Consider the following 15,863-nt stretch of genomic DNA (forward strand, 5'->3'; position numbering starts at 1 on the left):
GTGTGGCCGTCACAGTACGTACCAGGGCATCCACGCCCATGGCTGCCGCGACAGTCAAGTCACTTCCCGTTAAGGGACGGTTTCCGTTACCCACCCGGTACGCCGAACCGGCCGTCTTCACACGGTGTGTCCGGTTGCGGCCGGATCGTTATGCTCAATTTCCCCTCAGATGTAATGACGCTGGTCGCAGTGCGTGACTAAGGTCCTCCCAACCGAGGAGGACGGAGCAAGAAGCCGATGAGCGGAGTTTCAGTGACCAAGGAAACCGGGGGCGCCGCGCCGGCGTCGGGCGACCTGGTCGTGCTGAGCAACGTCAACAAGCACTTCGGCGCGCTGCATGTGCTCCAGGACATCGATCTGACCATCGCCCGGGGCGAGGTCGTCGTCGTGATCGGGCCCTCCGGGTCCGGCAAGTCCACACTGTGCCGCGCCATCAACCGTCTGGAGCCGATCGACTCCGGCAGCATCTCGCTGGACGGAAAGCCTCTGCCCGCCGAAGGCAAGGAACTGGCCCGACTGCGCGCCGACGTCGGCATGGTCTTCCAGTCCTTCAACCTCTTCGCGCACAAGACGGTCCTGGAGAACGTCACTCTGGGGCAGATCAAGGTCCGCAAGAAGGACAAGGCCGCGGCGGACGAGTTCGCCCGGAGCCTGCTCGACCGCGTCGGCGTGGCCAACCAGGCGGACAAGTATCCCGCGCAGCTCTCCGGCGGCCAGCAGCAGCGTGTGGCGATCGCCCGCGCGCTGGCCATGGAGCCCAAGGTCATGCTCTTCGACGAGCCGACCTCGGCGCTCGACCCGGAGATGATCAACGAGGTGCTCGAAGTCATGCAGCAGCTCGCACGTGACGGCATGACCATGGTCGTAGTGACCCACGAGATGGGCTTCGCGCGGTCCGCCGCGAATCGGGTCGTCTTCATGGCGGACGGCCAGATCGTCGAAGAGGCGACGCCGGAGCAGTTCTTCACCAATCCTCGCAGCGACCGGGCCAAGGACTTCCTGTCCAAGATCCTGCACCACTGAGCTGCCCGTAACTTTCGAGACAACGAAGGATGTTGACCATGAATCTCCGTAAAGCAAGCGCCGCTGCCGCCGCCGTACTGGTCCTTTCCCTGACCGCGACCGCCTGTGGTTCCGGTGACAGCGACTCGGCGGGCGAAGAGGGCGACAGTGGTGCCAAGAAGATCACCGTCGGCATCAAGTTCGACCAGCCCGGTATCGGTCTGAAGACCCCGGACGGTTCCTTCGCCGGCTTCGACGTGGACATCGCGACGTACGTGGCCAAGGAACTCGGTTACGCCGACAAGGACATCACGTTCAAGGAGACCCCGAGCGCCGACCGTGAGACCGCTCTGGAGCGCGGCGACGTCGACTTCATCGCGGCCTCCTACTCGATCACCGACGAGCGCAAGGAGAAGGTCGACTTCGCGGGACCGTATCTGCTGGCCCACCAGGACCTGCTGATCCGCGCGGACGACAACATCGCCGAGGGCTCGGACCTCAACGGCAAGAAGCTCTGCTCCGTGACGGGTTCCACCTCGGCGCAGAACGTCAAGGACAAGGTCGCCCCCAAGGCGCAGCTCAAGGAGTACGGCACGTACTCGGAGTGCATCGACGGACTGGCGGGCGGCGCCGTCGACGCGCTGACCACGGACGACTCGATCCTCGCCGGTTACGCGTCGCAGGAGCAGAACAAGGGCAAGTTCAAGCTCGCCGGTCTGAGCCTGAGCAACGAGAACTACGGCATCGGTGTCAAGAAGGGCGACACCAAGCTGGTCGACGACATCAACGCCGCCCTGGAGAAGATGGTCTCGGACGGCGCCTGGGACAAGGCCGTGCAGGACAACTTCGGTCCGGCCGGGTACAAGAACGAGCCCGCCCCGAAGATCGGCGCCATCGTCAGCTGAATCGGCGGGCCTCGCGGCCCGTCCGGTCCATTCGGCGCAGATGTGGCGCGCCGCCCGTGAGGGTGGCGCGCCACGCCATCAACAAACGCGAGAGCGCGGGAGATCGTGTTCGACTTTCTTGAAGGTTACGACCTGCTCGGGGCGTTCTGGGTGACGGTGCAACTCGCCGTCTTCTCCGGAATCGGCTCCCTCATCCTGGGCACCATACTTGCCGCGATGCGGGTGAGCCCCGTTCCGCTGATGCGTGGATTCGGCACGGTCTACGTGAACGTGGTCCGGAACATCCCCCTCACCGTCATCATCGTCTTCTCCTCCCTCGGTCTCGCCGATGTCTTCGGAATCACGCTGGGCGCGGCCGACGACTTCGAGGCACTGAGTTTCCGGCTGGCCATTCTCGGACTGACCGCCTACACGGCCGCGTTCGTCTGTGAGGCCATCCGGTCCGGCATCAACACCGTGCCCGTCGGGCAGGCGGAGGCGGCGCGGGCCATCGGGCTGAACTTCACCCAGGTCCTGACGCTCATCGTGCTGCCCCAGGCGTTCCGTTCCGTGATCGGGCCGCTCACCAACGTACTGATCGCGCTGACGAAGAACACGACGGTGGCCGCGGCCATCGGCGTGGCCGAAGCCGCCCTCCTGATGAAGGAGATGATCGAGAACGAGTCGCAACTCGTCCTGATCTCGGCGATCTTCGCCTTCGGGTTCGTGGTCCTGACACTGCCGACCGGCCTGATTCTCGGCTGGGTCGGCAAGCGAGTGGCGGTGAAGCGATGACTTCCGTTCTGTACGACGCGCCGGGTCCCGGCGCCAAGCGGCGAAACATCGTCTACTCGGCGGTCTTCCTGGTCCTGCTGGCCCTGGGCGTGTGGTGGGTCTACTCCGCCATGTCGGACAAGGGGCAGCTGGACTCGGCGAAGTGGAGCCCCTTCACCGAGGGCCAGGCGTGGACGACGTATCTGCTGCCCGGTCTGGTCAACACGATCAAGGCCGCGGCGCTCGCGCTCGTGATCGCGCTGCCGCTGGGAGCCCTCTTCGGCATCTCGCGGCTCTCCGACCACCGGTGGGTCAGGGTTCCGGCCGGTGTGGTCGTGGAGTTCTTCCGCGCGATCCCCGTGCTGATCCTGATGGTGTTCGCGAACCAGTTCTACTCGGAATACACGGACATCAGCTCCGACATGCGTCCGCTGTACGCGGTCGTCACCGGCCTCGTGCTGTACAACGCGTCGGTCCTGGCCGAGGTCGTCCGCGCGGGCATCCTGTCGCTGCCCAAGGGGCAGACGGAGGCCGCCAAGGCGATCGGTCTGCGCAAGGGCCAGACGATGCGCAGCATCCTGCTGCCGCAGTCGGTGACCGCGATGCTGCCGGCGCTGGTGAGCCAGCTCGTCGTGATCGTGAAGGACACGGCGCTCGGCGGCGCGGTGCTCAGCTTCACCGAGCTGCTGAACGCCCGGAAGACGCTCGCCGCCAACTACGGCAACGTCATCCCGAGCTTCATCGTCGTCGCGATCATCTTCATCCTGCTGAATCTGCTGCTCACGACCTTCGCGTCCTGGCTGGAGAAGCGGCTGCGCCGCGCGAAGCGGAGCACCGGCGCTGTGCTGACGGGCGGGGCCATGGACAATCTGAGCGCCACCGGGAAGCCGGGTACGGACCCGATGAGCAAGACGGGCCAGGCCACCGGCGACGGTGGGGGCGGCACCGGGTAGACCCGGTTCACGCAGTGCCGCCGGGCCCGGAAACAGGCCCGGCGGACCCGACGGAGGCAGCGGCGCGCGGCGTCGCTGCCTCCGTCACTTGACGCAAGCACCCGCAGTAGGTTGCATACGTTCTGTGATCGCTCCCGGGGTTCCAACCGCCAATCGCCACTTGACCGTACGGGCCGGAGGGGTCGCGCCGTGGACCCGGTGATCGTCGTCGGCGCGGGCCCTGTCGGGCTCGCGCTCTCACTCTGCCTGGCCACCCAGGGTGTTCCCACCGTCGTGCTGGACGAGGGGGCGGGCGGTGACGAGCCGCGCCCGGCCCGTACGGCGGTACTGAGGCCGGACACCGCCGCTCTGGTGGCACGGCTCGGCTGCTCCACGCTCCGTGACGAAGGAGCCCAGTGGGTCGGGTGGCGACAACTGCGGCGCAAGCAGCAGATGCGCCGTCTGCGACTCGGTGACGCCGACGAGGTGGGGGGCGCGAGCGCGGCCGTCGGTACTGTTCCCGGCGCGCTGGGCGCCGCCGCCGGTGACGGCGAACGCGCCGACGCGGTCTTCCCCTCGCCTTTACACCTGCCGCAGCACGCGCTCACCCGCGGCCTCCGGGACGCCGCCGCACGGCACGAACTTGTGCGGCTGGTGCCGGAGAGCCGGCTCGACTCGCTGGAGCAGGACCCCCGGGGGGTCACGGTGCACACCCGGGGCCCCGGGGCGACCTGGTGGCGCGGAAGCCATGTGGTGGGCTGCGACGGCGCCAGGTCCACCGTCCGCAAGCTTTTGGGTGTCCGCTTCCCGGGCCGTACGGCGGTGGAGCGGCACGCGGTCGCCGCGCTCCGCGTCGAACTGCCCTGGCCCGGCGAGGCCGTGCTGCACCGTCAGCCGCCGTGGCGCGGGGGCGGCCAGGAGGTGTCCGCCCGACCGCTGCCCGACGGCGCCTGGCGGCTGGACTGGCTGCTGCCGGCCCGGGGCGAGCTGGTCACACCGGAGGCGCTGGTCGAGCGGGTACGGGACACCCTGGCCGGCTGGTGCGGCGAGGCGCCGCCGTACGACCTGCTGGACACCGGCGTGTACACGCTGCACCACCGGCTCGCCCGGCGCTGGCGCGTCGACCGGGCCTTCCTCGCCGGGGACGCCGCGCATCTGCTGGGCGCGCTGGGGACCCAGGGCCTCGACGAGGGGCTGCGGGACGCCGAGAACCTGGGCTGGAAACTGGCCCACGCCTGGCACCACGGGGCGTCGGAGACCCTGCTGGACAGCTACCAGGCGGAGCGCCGTACCGCCGTCGCCGCACGGCTGCGCGCGGCCGACCAGTCGCTGACGATACTGCGGGGCGGCGGCGGGCTGCGTACGTACCTTCCGGGCACGGCGCGCGGCCACGACACCCTGCTCGCCGACGGGCATCTGGGGAACGGGCCGCTGGGCGCGCCTCCGGCCTACCCGCACTCCCCCCTCGCGCCCCCGCACGCCGAGGGGCACACGACGGTGGACACCCGGACCGGGGCGCCCGTGGCCGACGTGCTCGTGACGGCGCCCGACGGCACGACCGTACGGCTGCGGGACCGGCTCGGCAGGGGCAGGGCACTGGTGGTGCTGGTCGCGCCGGGGACCGGTGTGTGGGACCGGAGGCACTGGCTGACCGCCGGGGTGATGCCTCGGCTCGCCGAGGCCGTGGCGGCGCTGCCGGCACCGTCCGAACTGCTGGTCACCGAGAGCTACCCGGGGGCGTCCGCCCACACGGTGCTGCTGGTCCGGCCCGACGGGCATCTCGTCGCGGCCTTCGGCGGGGTGCGCCCCGACGAGCTGTACGCCGCCGCCGACGCCGCACGTGGGGGTGGTCCCGGGCCCTCGTCGGCGAAGGGCCGCGCCGGCCGCACCGACCGAACCGTGAACATCAATTGACCGTCGTCCGGATCACATGGTGTACTCCGGAGCGTGACTGACACTGCTGTACGCCTGTGGCGGAGAGTCCATATGGACTTGCTCCGCTATGCGGGCTGCGTGTGTCGTCCGTCCTGCTGAATTCGCCCCCCACTTTGCAGCGCTCGTCGTGTCGGCACCTGACGGCGCACCCCCGCGAACTTCCAGGACGGTTCTCATGTCTTCCTCTCTCGACTCCCTCGGCACGCCCGCGCCCGCCGTCTCGGCGTCAATCGCCGCCGCCGCCAAGGCGGTTGCTTCTTCGGCCGCCAACTCCCGGGTGGCGGCGCCGGCCGTGGGCACGGTCCCCGCGCGCTCCGTGCCCACGCAGGCCGAGTTGCTGGCCTTCGTCCGGCGCACGGCGGCCGACACCGAACTGGTGGCCACCCTCCCCCTCGACCCCGAGGGCCGTACCTGGATCCGCGTCGACGGCCCCGGCGGCAGCGAGGCGTGGATCATCGGCTGGCCGCCCGGCACGGGGACCGGGTGGCACGACCACGGCGGGTCGTACGGCGCCTTCGCGACGGCGGCCGGGGCACTCCAGGAGGACTCGCTGGCCGCACGGCTGCCCACCGAGGGGTGGAAGACCCTGGAGCTGGCCGAAGGGGTCGACCGGGAACGGAAGCTCACGAAGGGCGACGCGCGGGCGTTCGGCAGCCACCATGTGCACGAGGTGCGCAACGAGTCGGACGCGGACCACGCGGTCTCGGTGCACGCCTACTACCCGCCGCTGCCGCTGATGCGCCGCTACAGCCGCACCGGCGCGGTGCTCCGTCTCGAGCAGGTCGAGCGCCCGCAGGAGTGGCAGTGAGCGGCGGGCACGCGGAGGACCTGCCCACGCCGTCGGCGGGAGCGGCCGGGTCGCCTCCGGTGGGGATAGACGAACTGCTCGAACGGGTCCGGGAAGGGCTCGACCGCGTCGAGCCGCGCGAGGCGTTCGCCGCCGCCGAGGACGGTGGGCTGCTGGTGGACATCCGGTACGCGGAACTGCGGGACCGGGACGGGCTGATCCCGGGTGCGCTGGTCGTCGAGCGGAACGAACTGGAGTGGCGCCTCGACCCGCAGGGCAGCCACCGGGCGGCGGAGGCCACGAGCCACGACCTGCGCGTCGTGGTGATCTGCAACGAGGGCTACGCGTCGAGCCTCGCGGCGGTCTCCCTGCGCGCACTGGGACTGCACCGGGCGACGGACCTTGTCGGCGGCTTCCAGGCATGGCGGGCGGCGGGACTGCCGGTCTCGCACTGAGCGGTGCCGATCGGCCTGCTTGCCTGCTTGCCTGCTTGCCTGCTTGCCTGCTTGCCTGCTTGCCTGCTTGCCGGAAGGCTCCCGCCCGGGAGCCGGGGTGGCACTCCCGGCTTCCGTCGGCTCCGCGGACGTGCCTGCCCGCTGGACGTGCGAGCCCGATGGACAGGTGGGCTCGGTGAGCCGGCTCGGGATCGGCGAGCGGGCTCAGTAGATGTCCTCGTCCAGTCCCTCCGTGTCCTCCCCCTCCGACTCCAGTGCCTCCCTGACCACCCGCAGGGCCACCCCCGGCGCGTATCCCTTACGGGCCAGCATGCCCGCGAGCCTGCGTACTCTCCTGTCCCGCTCCATCCCCCGGGTGGAGCGCAACTTGCGGGCGACCAACTCCCGTGCGGTCGCCTCCTCCTGGGCGGAGTCGAGCTGCCCGACCGCCTCGTCGATCAGCTCGGGGTCCACGCCCTTGGTACGCAGCTCCCGCGCCAGGGCGCGGCGGGCCAGGCCCCGGCCGTGGTGCCGGGACTCCACCCACGCGTCGGCGAACGCCCCGTCGTCGATCAGTCCCACGTCCTCGAAGCGGGAGAGGACCTCCGTCGCCACCTCCTCGGGGATGTCACGTCTGGCCAGCGCGTCCGCCAGCTGCTTCCGGGTACGGGGGGTCCCGGTGAGCAGGCGCAGGCAGATCGCCCGCGCCCGCTCCGCCGGGTCCTGGGGCGGCAGCTCCTTCTCGGCCCTCGACGAGTCGGGGCTGCCGCCCGGCTGTTCCGTTCGCCGCCTCTTCGCGTAGGGCACGGCGCCGGACTAGCTCTTTGCCGCCGCCGCCTTGGCCGTCCTGGCCTTGGTGGCGGGGGCGGGCACCGTCTTGGCCGTGTCGCCGGCCGGGGCCCCGGCGGCGGTGACGGCCGCAGCCGCTCCGGCCTCGGCCGCCGCCTCTTCCGGCTTCACACCGATACCCAGCTTCGTAAGGATCTTCTTCTCGATCTCGTTGGCGAGATCGGGATTGTCCTTGAGGAAGTTGCGGGCGTTCTCCTTGCCCTGGCCGAGCTGGTCGCCCTCGTACGTGTACCAGGCGCCGGCCTTGCGGACGAAGCCCTCCTCCACACCCATGTCGATCAGACCGCCCTCGCGGCTGATCCCCTGGCCGTACAGGATGTCGAACTCGGCCTGCTTGAAGGGCGGCGCGACCTTGTTCTTGACGACCTTGACGCGGGTGCGGTTGCCGACCGCGTCGGTGCCGTCCTTGAGCGTCTCGATACGGCGGATGTCGAGCCGCACCGACGCGTAGAACTTCAGCGCCCGGCCACCGGTCGTGGTCTCGGGCGAGCCGAACATCACGCCGATCTTCTCGCGGAGCTGGTTGATGAAGATGGCCGTGGTCTTGGACTGGTTGAGCGCGCTGGTGATCTTCCGGAGCGCCTGGCTCATCAGCCGCGCCTGAAGACCCACGTGCGAGTCGCCCATCTCGCCCTCGATCTCCGCGCGTGGCACCAGGGCGGCGACGGAGTCGATGACGATGAGGTCCAGCGCCCCGGAGCGGACCAGCATGTCCACGATCTCCAGGGCCTGCTCGCCGTTGTCCGGCTGGGAGAGCAGCAGGTTGTCGATGTCGACGCCGAGCTTCTTCGCGTACTCCGGGTCGAGGGCGTGCTCCGCGTCCACGAAGGCCACCGTGCCGCCCGCCCGCTGGGCGTTCGCCACCGCGTGCAGCGTCAGCGTCGTCTTGCCGGAGGACTCCGGCCCGTACACCTCCACCACACGGCCGCGCGGGATGCCGCCGACTCCGAGTGCGACGTCGAGCGCGGTCGACCCGGTGGGGATGACCTCGATGGGCTCGTTCGGCCGTTCGCCGAGGCGCATCACCGCGCCCTTGCCGAATTGCCGTTCAATTTGGGCGAGAGCGGCGTCCAGCGCCTTCTCGCGGTCGGATCCTGCCATGGGTTCCACCCGATTTGCTTGTGTCGATCGCTTCACATCGAAGACGCTATCCCCTGCCACTGACAATGGGCCTCGACGTCCTCCCGGCCTGTGGATAACTCCGGCTCCGGCGGCCTCCGGTCAACCGGCACGGATCCATGAGAATGCTTGTTCGATTTTGGTGTCAAGCACATCTCCGGCGGGCGTGTCGCGGCCCGGCCGGTCCGGAGCGGGACGGTCAGGGCAGGTTCCCGATGTGGCGTTGAGGCGGCAACAGGCCGCCGCACACGGCGGCGCGGCGGTGGCCGCGACTCATTCGCGCGTCCCCGCGAACTCGACCGGCCTGGTGCGCAGCGCCGTCAGCGCGGGAACGACGGCGGCGACCACCGCGAGTACGGCGCTCGCCGCCACCATCAGCCCCAGTCCTCCCCAGGGCACGACGAGGGGTGCGGGGACGGAGAGCAGGGCGAGGGCGCCGCGCAGACCGAGGAGGTTCAGGGCGGCCACGGCGGCGCCGAGGAGCGAACCGACGGCCACCACCACCAGGGCCTCGGCCGCGACCAGGCGCAGCACCTGCGGTTTCGTCGCACCGGCCAGCCGGAGCAGCGCGAGTTCGCCGACCCGGTCGGACACCGACATGATCAGAGTGTTCGCCAGCGCGATCCCCGTGTAGAGCAGGGCGATCCCCAGAATCAGCAGCATCCCGAGCCGGGTGCTCCCGCTGGACCGGGGCTGGTTCCGTGCCGTCCATTCCTCCCTCGTGAGAACGGTCGTGCCCGTCGCGCGCCCGGCCTCACGCAGCGCCGTGTCGACGGCGGCGGCGTCCGCGCCGGCCCGCAGCCTGACGTCGACGCGGTCGACCGGGGCGCCGGGGGCGTTGCGCGGGGTCACGTACGCCCCGTTGTCGCCGGTGCCGGTACGCAGCACCGCCACGATGCGCAGGGTCGCCTCGCGCCCGTCGCCCAGCCAGACCCTGACCCGCTGCCCGACCGTCCGGGTCCGCCACTCCTCGTTGACGACGATGCCGCCGTCGTCGAGGTCGGCGGGGCGGCCGGACGCCACCGGCAGCCGGGACACCGCCGTGAGAGCGGCCGGTTCGACGGCTCTGGCCGCCGATTCGACAAGGGCGACGTCCTCTTCGAGGGCGGTCACGGTGGTGGAGCGGGAGGCGCTCACGACGATGCCGGGGATGTTCCGGGCCCGTTCCACGAACGGGGCGGGCAGGGCGCCCCGTTCGTCCTGCGCGGTCGCCACGTAGTCGGCGCGCGTCTGCGTGGTGGCCTCGGCGGCCTTGGCCGCGCCGATCGTGGCCGTCGTCCCCAGGAGGGAGGCGGCGAGTGCGACGGTGATCAGGACGGGAGCGGCGATCGCCGCCGTGCGGCGCACCCCGGTGGCCGCGTTCTCGCGCGCCAGCAGGCCGGTGGCACCGGGGAGCCGGGCGGGCAGCCAGGTGACGAGTCTGATCAGCGGTGGCACGAGCACCGGCGCGTACAGGGCGAAGCCGACGATCAGCACCATCGGCCGGGTGATGTACGTCTTCCTCTTGAGGGCCTCGCCGGGATCGGTCGCCAGCGACCACCCGAGCAGTCCCAGGCCCACCAGCAGGACGAGGGCTCCGAGCAGCCGCCGGCTCACGGGCATCGCCTCGCTGTCGACGGCGGCCTCGCGCAGGGCCTCCGTGGGCTTGATCCGTCCCGCCCGCCAGGAGGACGTCACCACACCGGCCAGGGCCACGCACAGGCCCGTCCAGAAGGCCGTGTGCAGGGGCCAGGTCTGGTCGCCGATCGCGAACCAGGCCGGCGCGATACCGCCGCGGACCATCCACGCGGCGAGGGGCGGCGCGCCGGCGGCACCGAGCAGACAGCCGGCGGCCGAGGCCGGCACGGCGACGAGAACCGCCTCGGTGAGCACCGTCCGCCGTATCTGGCGCGGGGTGGCGCCCGCCGTACGGAGGAGACCGAACTCGCGTCTGCGCTGGGCCACGGCGAAGGCGAACGTCGACGCCACCACGAAGACGGAGACGAAGCAGGTGATGCCCGCCGCCGTGCCGAGCAGGGCGTTCACCGCGACCAGTGCCTCGCTGTCCCGGTCCGGGTCGGGATCGGCCCTGCGCCGTGCGTCACCGGTCAGGACGTCGAACCCGATCCCGCCGGCGGTGACGGCACCCCGCACCGCTTCCCGCACGTCCGCCGGGTCCGCGTGGACCACCAACGCGTCGATACGGGGCGAGAGTTGGGCGGCCTCGGCTTCGGTGAAGAACACGGCCTTCTCGAAGTCCGTCGCGGCCACCGTGCCGACGACGGTACGGGTGCCGATCCCGGCCGGGGTGACGACCCGCAGACGGTCGCCGACCGCCACGCGCCCCTGGGACCGGTGCGGTCCGCGTGGGACGTCCCGCGCCGGTGGGGCCACGGCGACGGTGATCTCGCCGGGCGCCGCGGGCGCGCGCCCCTCCGTGAGCCGGTACGGCGTCGCCGCCGCGACCGACCACGGATGCCCGACCACCCCGCCGCTCGTGTCGTTCCCGCCGTCTCCGCTGTCGTTGCCGTCGTTGCCGTCCTTGTCGTCCGTACGGTCGGTGCCGCTTCCAAGGGAGGCGGCACCGGCGAACGAGACCGGGAACGTCCGGTCCTCCACCGTCCTGCCGAGCCGCGCCAGTTCGGCGGCCAGGCGGTCCGGCACCGCCGACGGGCCGGCGAGCCGCTGCGTACGCTCACCGTTCGGTGTGGAGACGCGCAGGGTGTCCGAGGCCCGGACGACCACCGGGGCACCGGCGAAGCGCTCGGGCCCCCGGTGCGGGGCCTGGAACGTGGCCGCCAGCGCGAGCCCGGTGGCGGCGATGAGCCCCACACCCAGCGCGAGAGCGACGAACGACCCGGTGAAGGTGACCCAGCGCCCTCGCGCTCCCTGGAGCGTGAACCTCAGCACGGGGCCACCGCCAGGGCCGTCATCCGCTCGGCGACCCGGTCCGCGGTCGGGGCGTCGAGGGCGCCGCGCACCGCGCCGTCCGCGAGGAACAGGACCCGGTCCGCGTAGGACGCGGCCATCGGGTCGTGCGTCACCATCACCACGGTCTGGCCCTCGTCGACCATGGCGCGCAGCAGGGTCAGGACCTCCCGGCCCGTCCGGGAGTCGAGCGCCCCGGTCGGCTCGTCCCCGAAGAGCACGTCGGGGCGGGTGACCAGGGCCCTGGCGAGCGCCACACGTTGCTGCTGGCCGCCGGAGAGTTCGCCGGGCCGGTGCCCCGCGCGGTCGCGCAGCCCCACCCGCTCCAGTACGTCGAGCACGGCGCCCCGTTCGGGCCGTCGGCCGGCCAGGCGCAGCGGGAGCGCCACGTTCTGCTCGGCGGAGAGCGAGGGCAGCAGGTTGAAGGACTGGAAGACGAAGCCGACGCGTTCGCGCCGCAGCAGGGTCAGTCGGTGCTCCCTGAGCCTGGTCAGGTCCCGGTCCCCGAGCAGCACGCTCCCGCTGGTGGGCCGGTCCAGCCCGGCGGCGCACTGGAGGAGTGTCGACTTGCCGGAGCCGGAGGGGCCCATGACGGCGGTGAAGGTGCCCTTGGGTATGTCGAACGTGACCCGGTCGAGCGCGGTCACCGCCGTCGCGCCCTTCCCGTACGACCGGGTGACCGATCTGAGCCGGAGGGCGTGGTCGTTCGTGCCGATGTCGTTCATGGCCCTCACCCAAGCCGCGCCGGACGCGGCGCACATCGCACCAGGACGGCAGGTGCGTGGTGGAGGTGTCTCCACCCCCCGCCAGGTGCCACGGGGCGGGTGGAGCGGTGTACGGGGCGCATGGTGGAGCCGGCTGGGTGGCCGTCCCGTACGGCGCCCGCCTACCGTGCCTCCATGCACTCCACCAGCCTCCGGCAGGCGCTTCGGGCGCCCCGTTATCTCCTCGGCGTCTGGCCCTGGCGTTCCGCGGCGTATCTGCTGAGCGGTGCGCTCGTCGGCGCGGCGACCCTGGTCTCGCTGCTCCTGCTGGCGGTCGTGGGAGGCGCGCTGGCGGTGGTCGTCGTCGGCCTTCCGCTGCTGCTGATGCTGGCGCTCGCGGGCATTCCGCTGGCCGCGCTGGAACGTCGCCGGCTGCGGCTCGTCGATCCCGTCGTCCTGCCCGATCCGCACCGCGATCCGGACGGCACGGGCCCGGCCGCCTGGGTGCGGGTACGGCTCAAGGAGCCGAACACGTGGCGGGAGTTGGGCTACGCGCTGCTGTGCGCCTTCGTGTTCTGGCCCCTGGAGGCGGTGGCCCTCGGGACGGTCGCCGGCGTCTGCGGCGGTCTGCTCGCCGCACCCGTCGTGATGGCCACGGCCGGCGGGGGCGAGGAGGTCCGCGTACTGAAGGTCTGGCTGGCCGACTCGTATCCGCAGGTCTTCGCGGCGGCGCTGACGGGTGCGCTCCTGCTGCCCGTCCTCGCCTATCCGCTCGGTCTGGTGGCCGCCGGACGCGCCGCGCTCACCCGCCGGTTGCTGTCGCCCCGGTACGACGCCGCGGCCGAGTCCCGGATCCAGGAGCTGGGCCGTTCCCGGATCCGGCTGGTGGACGCCTTCGAGGCGGAACGCCGCCGGATCGAGCGCGACCTGCACGACGGCGCGCAGCAGCGGCTGGTGGCCCTGTCGATGGCGCTCGGTCTGGCGAGACTGGAGAATCCCGGCGAGCCGCTGCGGGGCCTGCTGGCGAGGGCCCACGACGAGGCGGACACGGCGCTGGTGGAGATCCGCGAGCTGATCCGGGGCATTCACCCCCAGGTGCTGACCGACCGGGGGCTGAGGGAGGCGGTGGAGGACATCGCCGACCGGTCGACGGTGCCGGTCGACGTCCGGTTCGACCTGCCGGGCCGGCTGCCCGAACCGGTCGAGACGGCGGCGTACTTCGCGGTCTCCGAGGCGCTGGCGAACGTGGCCAAGCACAGCGGGGCCGCCCGTGCGGAGGTACGCGGCCGGATCGCCGACGGCGCACTGGTCGTGGAGGTCACGGACGACGGGTCGGGGGGCGCGGACCTCGCCGCCGGAAGCGGCCTCCAAGGGGTCGCGGACCGTCTCTCGGTGCTGGACGGCCGGCTGCTGGTCGTCAGTCCGCCCGGCGGGCCCACCGTGTTCCGTGTACGGGTTCCCTGCCCGCCCGGGGTGGCGCCCGCCCCCGGGGCCGTGCCAGCCCCGGGCCCCGTCGTGGGCCCCGTCGTGGGCCCCGTCGTGGGAACGAGGGCCTGATGGTGCGTGTCGTGCTGGCCGAGGACAGCGTGCTCCTGCGGGACGGACTCGTCGGTCTGCTCGAACGGTTCGGGCTCCGGGTCGTCGCCGGAGCCGGTACCGCCGACGAACTGATCGCGGCGGTGGCCGAGCACCGGCCCGACATCGTGGTGACGGACGTACGCATGCCGCCGGGCTTCTCCGACGAGGGACTGCGGGCCGCTCTGGAGTTGCGCGAGCGGCAGCCGGGGCTGCCCGTCCTGGTCCTGAGCCAGTACGTGCAGCGCGCGTACGCCGAGGAACTGCTCGACTCCTCGGACGGCACCGGTGTCGGCTATCTCCTGAAGGAACGGATCGGCCACGTCGAGGAGTTCGTGGACGCCGTCCGCCGCGTCGCCGAGGGGGCCACGGTCGTGGATCCGGAGGTCGTACGCCAGTTGCTCCGGCACCGCCGCGACCCGCTGTCGCGGCTGACGCCCCGTGAGCAGGACGTGCTGGCGCTGATGGCGGAGGGCCGGTCCAACTCGGCTGTCGCCGGGGCGCTGCATGTCAGCGAGGGGACGGTGAGCAAGCATTTCGGCAGCATCCTCACCAAACTCGACCTGTCGGTGACCGACGCGACCAACCGCCGTGTCCTGGCGGTACTCGCGTATCTGCGCGGCGCCTGATCCCTCCCCGAACCACCCGCCTCTTTCAGGAGGAGACGTCAGACGCCGCCGCCAGCACGGGCCGGGAGACGTCAGGCGCCGCCGCCCGCACGGCGCCCGTCCACGCGCGCGCCCACGCGGCGCAGCGTCCGGCGCATCCGGGCGAGCGCGCGCCCGCTGCCCCGGCGCCGGTGCCCGTGCACGCGCGGGTCGTCCGTCACGTCGTACCGCTTCACGTACGCCCCGAGGAACGCCTGGAGGGTGGCGACCGCCGGGATGGCGATCAGCGCGCCCACGGCGCCGAGCAGCGCCGTACCCGCGACGACCGAGCCGAACGCCACGGCGGGGTGGATGTCGACGGTCCTGGCGGTGAGTTTGGGCTGGAGGACGTAGTTCTCGAACTGCTGGTAGATCACGACGAATCCGAGCACCCACAGGGCGTACCAGGGGTTCACCGTGAAGGCGATCAGCATCGGCAGGGCACCGGCCAGATAGGTGCCGATGGTCGGGAGGAACTGCGAGACGAGGCCCACCCACACCGCGAGCACCGGTGCGTACGTGATCCCGAGGATCTCCAGGAGGATGTAGTGCGCGAAGCCGGAGACGAGCGCCATCAGGCCGCGTGAGTAGATGTAGCCGCCGGTCTTGTCGACCGCGATCTCCCAGGCGCGCAGCACCTCGGCCTGCTTGGCCGGGGGCAGTACGGAGCAGACGGTGCGGCGCAGCCGGGGCCCGTCGGCGGCGAAGTAGAACGAGAACAGAAAGATCGTCAGGAGCCGGAAGAGGCCGCCGAGCACGGTGGTCGAGATGTCGAGAACGCCCCTCGCGCTGTTCTGCACGTAGCGCTGGAGCCAGTCGGAGTGGAGCAGGCTGTCCTGGACGGCGACGCGTGACAGCTCCGTACGGAAGCTCAGGTTGATCCAGTTGATGACGTCGTCCAGGTACTGGGGGAACTCCTCGACGATCTCGATGATCTGGCCCGCGAGCATCGAGCCGAGCAGGACCACGAAGCCGACGCAGGCGATCAGCACGGCGAAGAAGACCAGGAACGTGGCGAGTCCGCGCCGTATGCCGTGCGACGCCATCCGGCTGACGGCCGGCTCGACCGCCAGGGCCAGGAAGAAGGCGATCAGCACGTTGATCAGCAGCCCGATGAGCTGGTGGAACGCCCAACTGCCCAGTTGGAAGCAGGCGACGAGCGTCAGCGCGAGCACCATGGCGCGCGGCAGCCAGCGGGGCATCCGGGCGGCGTCACCGCCGTCCCCCGGCGCGGGTGGGGACGGCGCGGGGTCGGCCGGCCGGGGGTCCTGTGCTGTTTCGTCGGTCAGTGACACGGGGCCAGTGTCGCGTACG

General features: G+C 71.5%; 15 protein-coding genes. 10 read left to right on the forward strand and 5 right to left on the reverse strand.

Annotated elements, in window-relative coordinates:
- Window positions 1-237 precede the first annotated feature (237 nt).
- The 8 genes from OG875_RS06520 (at window position 238) to OG875_RS06555 (ending at window position 6,769) form a co-directional block, all read left to right on the forward strand.
- A complete protein-coding gene (locus OG875_RS06520) occupies window positions 238-1,023 on the forward strand; it encodes an amino acid ABC transporter ATP-binding protein (RefSeq protein WP_330173283.1) in 786 nt (261 codons plus the stop codon).
- Window positions 1,024-1,061: 38 nt separating this feature from the next.
- The gene (locus OG875_RS06525) at window positions 1,062-1,907 is read left to right on the forward strand and encodes a glutamate ABC transporter substrate-binding protein (RefSeq protein WP_330173284.1); all 846 of its coding nucleotides are present in this window, start codon (window positions 1,062-1,064) and stop codon (window positions 1,905-1,907) included.
- Between the two features lie 105 nt (window positions 1,908-2,012).
- Window positions 2,013-2,681 (forward strand): amino acid ABC transporter permease, encoded by a 669-nt coding sequence (locus OG875_RS06530; protein ID WP_330173285.1) that lies wholly within the window; start codon window positions 2,013-2,015, stop codon window positions 2,679-2,681.
- Window positions 2,678-3,613, forward strand: a complete 936-nt coding sequence (locus tag OG875_RS06535) for an amino acid ABC transporter permease (protein WP_330173286.1) — start codon at window positions 2,678-2,680, stop codon at window positions 3,611-3,613. The genes OG875_RS06530 and OG875_RS06535 overlap by 4 nt, the downstream gene beginning before the upstream one ends.
- Window positions 3,614-3,802: 189 nt before the next feature.
- The gene (locus OG875_RS06540) at window positions 3,803-5,506 is read left to right on the forward strand and encodes an FAD-dependent monooxygenase (RefSeq protein ID WP_330173287.1); all 1,704 of its coding nucleotides are present in this window, start codon (window positions 3,803-3,805) and stop codon (window positions 5,504-5,506) included.
- Between the two features lie 33 nt (window positions 5,507-5,539).
- Window positions 5,540-5,626 (forward strand): putative leader peptide, encoded by an 87-nt coding sequence (locus OG875_RS06545; protein WP_330177622.1) that lies wholly within the window; start codon window positions 5,540-5,542, stop codon window positions 5,624-5,626.
- A 76-nt stretch (window positions 5,627-5,702) separates the two neighbouring features.
- Window positions 5,703-6,335 carry a cysteine dioxygenase gene (locus OG875_RS06550; protein WP_330173288.1) on the forward strand — a complete coding sequence of 211 codons (633 nt, stop codon included), beginning with the start codon at window positions 5,703-5,705 and terminating at the stop codon, window positions 6,333-6,335.
- Window positions 6,332-6,769 carry a rhodanese-like domain-containing protein gene (locus tag OG875_RS06555; protein ID WP_330173289.1) on the forward strand — a complete coding sequence of 146 codons (438 nt, stop codon included), beginning with the start codon at window positions 6,332-6,334 and terminating at the stop codon, window positions 6,767-6,769. Before OG875_RS06550 ends, OG875_RS06555 begins: the two co-directional genes overlap by 4 nt.
- Window positions 6,770-6,973: 204 nt before the next feature.
- Here the strand turns inward: OG875_RS06555 and recX are convergent, their stop codons facing one another.
- The 4 genes from recX to OG875_RS06575 form a co-directional block, all read right to left on the reverse strand.
- Window positions 6,974-7,555: a recombination regulator RecX gene (gene recX / locus OG875_RS06560; protein ID WP_330173290.1), complete on the reverse strand. Its 582-nt coding sequence runs from the start codon at window positions 7,553-7,555 to the stop codon at window positions 6,974-6,976.
- Between the two features lie 9 nt (window positions 7,556-7,564).
- Window positions 7,565-8,698, reverse strand: coding sequence for a recombinase RecA (gene recA, locus OG875_RS06565; protein ID WP_330173291.1), 1,134 nt, complete (start codon window positions 8,696-8,698; stop codon window positions 7,565-7,567).
- Between the two features lie 291 nt (window positions 8,699-8,989).
- Entirely contained in the window at window positions 8,990-11,605 is a 2,616-nt protein-coding gene (locus tag OG875_RS06570) for an ABC transporter permease (protein ID WP_330173292.1), read from the reverse strand.
- Complete coding sequence (locus tag OG875_RS06575; protein WP_330173293.1) at window positions 11,599-12,348, reverse strand: ABC transporter ATP-binding protein; 750 nt, start codon at window positions 12,346-12,348, stop codon at window positions 11,599-11,601. The genes OG875_RS06570 and OG875_RS06575 overlap by 7 nt, the downstream gene beginning before the upstream one ends.
- A 174-nt stretch (window positions 12,349-12,522) precedes the next feature.
- On the opposite strand from OG875_RS06575, the gene OG875_RS06580 reads away from it, so the two are divergent.
- On the forward strand, window positions 12,523-13,884 hold the full coding sequence (locus OG875_RS06580; RefSeq protein WP_330173294.1) for a sensor histidine kinase: 1,362 nt from the start codon (window positions 12,523-12,525) through the stop codon (window positions 13,882-13,884).
- On the forward strand, window positions 13,884-14,531 hold the full coding sequence (locus OG875_RS06585; protein ID WP_330173295.1) for a response regulator transcription factor: 648 nt from the start codon (window positions 13,884-13,886) through the stop codon (window positions 14,529-14,531). Before OG875_RS06580 ends, OG875_RS06585 begins: the two co-directional genes overlap by 1 nt.
- Before the next feature lie 71 nt (window positions 14,532-14,602).
- Here the strand turns inward: OG875_RS06585 and OG875_RS06590 are convergent, their stop codons facing one another.
- On the reverse strand, window positions 14,603-15,844 hold the full coding sequence (locus OG875_RS06590) for an AI-2E family transporter (protein ID WP_330173296.1): 1,242 nt from the start codon (window positions 15,842-15,844) through the stop codon (window positions 14,603-14,605).
- Window positions 15,845-15,863: the final 19 nt, after the last annotated feature.

Source organism: Streptomyces sp. NBC_01498 (genome assembly GCF_036327775.1).
Taxonomy (GTDB): Bacteria; Actinomycetota; Actinomycetes; order Streptomycetales; family Streptomycetaceae; genus Streptomyces.

Bases quoted from the DNA above. Each gene is read 5' to 3' on its own strand.
- OG875_RS06550 (WP_330173288.1), top strand. From the start codon at position 5,703: ATGTCTTCCTCTCTCGACTCCCTCGGCACGCCCGCGCCCGCCGTCTCG.
- OG875_RS06520 (WP_330173283.1), top strand. From the start codon at position 238: ATGAGCGGAGTTTCAGTGACCAAGGAAACCGGGGGCGCCGCGCCGGCG.
- OG875_RS06580 (WP_330173294.1), top strand. From the start codon at position 12,523: ATGCACTCCACCAGCCTCCGGCAGGCGCTTCGGGCGCCCCGTTATCTC.
- OG875_RS06575 (WP_330173293.1), bottom strand. From the start codon at position 12,348: ATGAACGACATCGGCACGAACGACCACGCCCTCCGGCTCAGATCGGTC.
- OG875_RS06525 (WP_330173284.1), top strand. From the start codon at position 1,062: ATGAATCTCCGTAAAGCAAGCGCCGCTGCCGCCGCCGTACTGGTCCTT.
- OG875_RS06535 (WP_330173286.1), top strand. From the start codon at position 2,678: ATGACTTCCGTTCTGTACGACGCGCCGGGTCCCGGCGCCAAGCGGCGA.
- OG875_RS06585 (WP_330173295.1), top strand. From the start codon at position 13,884: ATGGTGCGTGTCGTGCTGGCCGAGGACAGCGTGCTCCTGCGGGACGGA.
- recA (WP_330173291.1), bottom strand. From the start codon at position 8,698: ATGGCAGGATCCGACCGCGAGAAGGCGCTGGACGCCGCTCTCGCCCAA.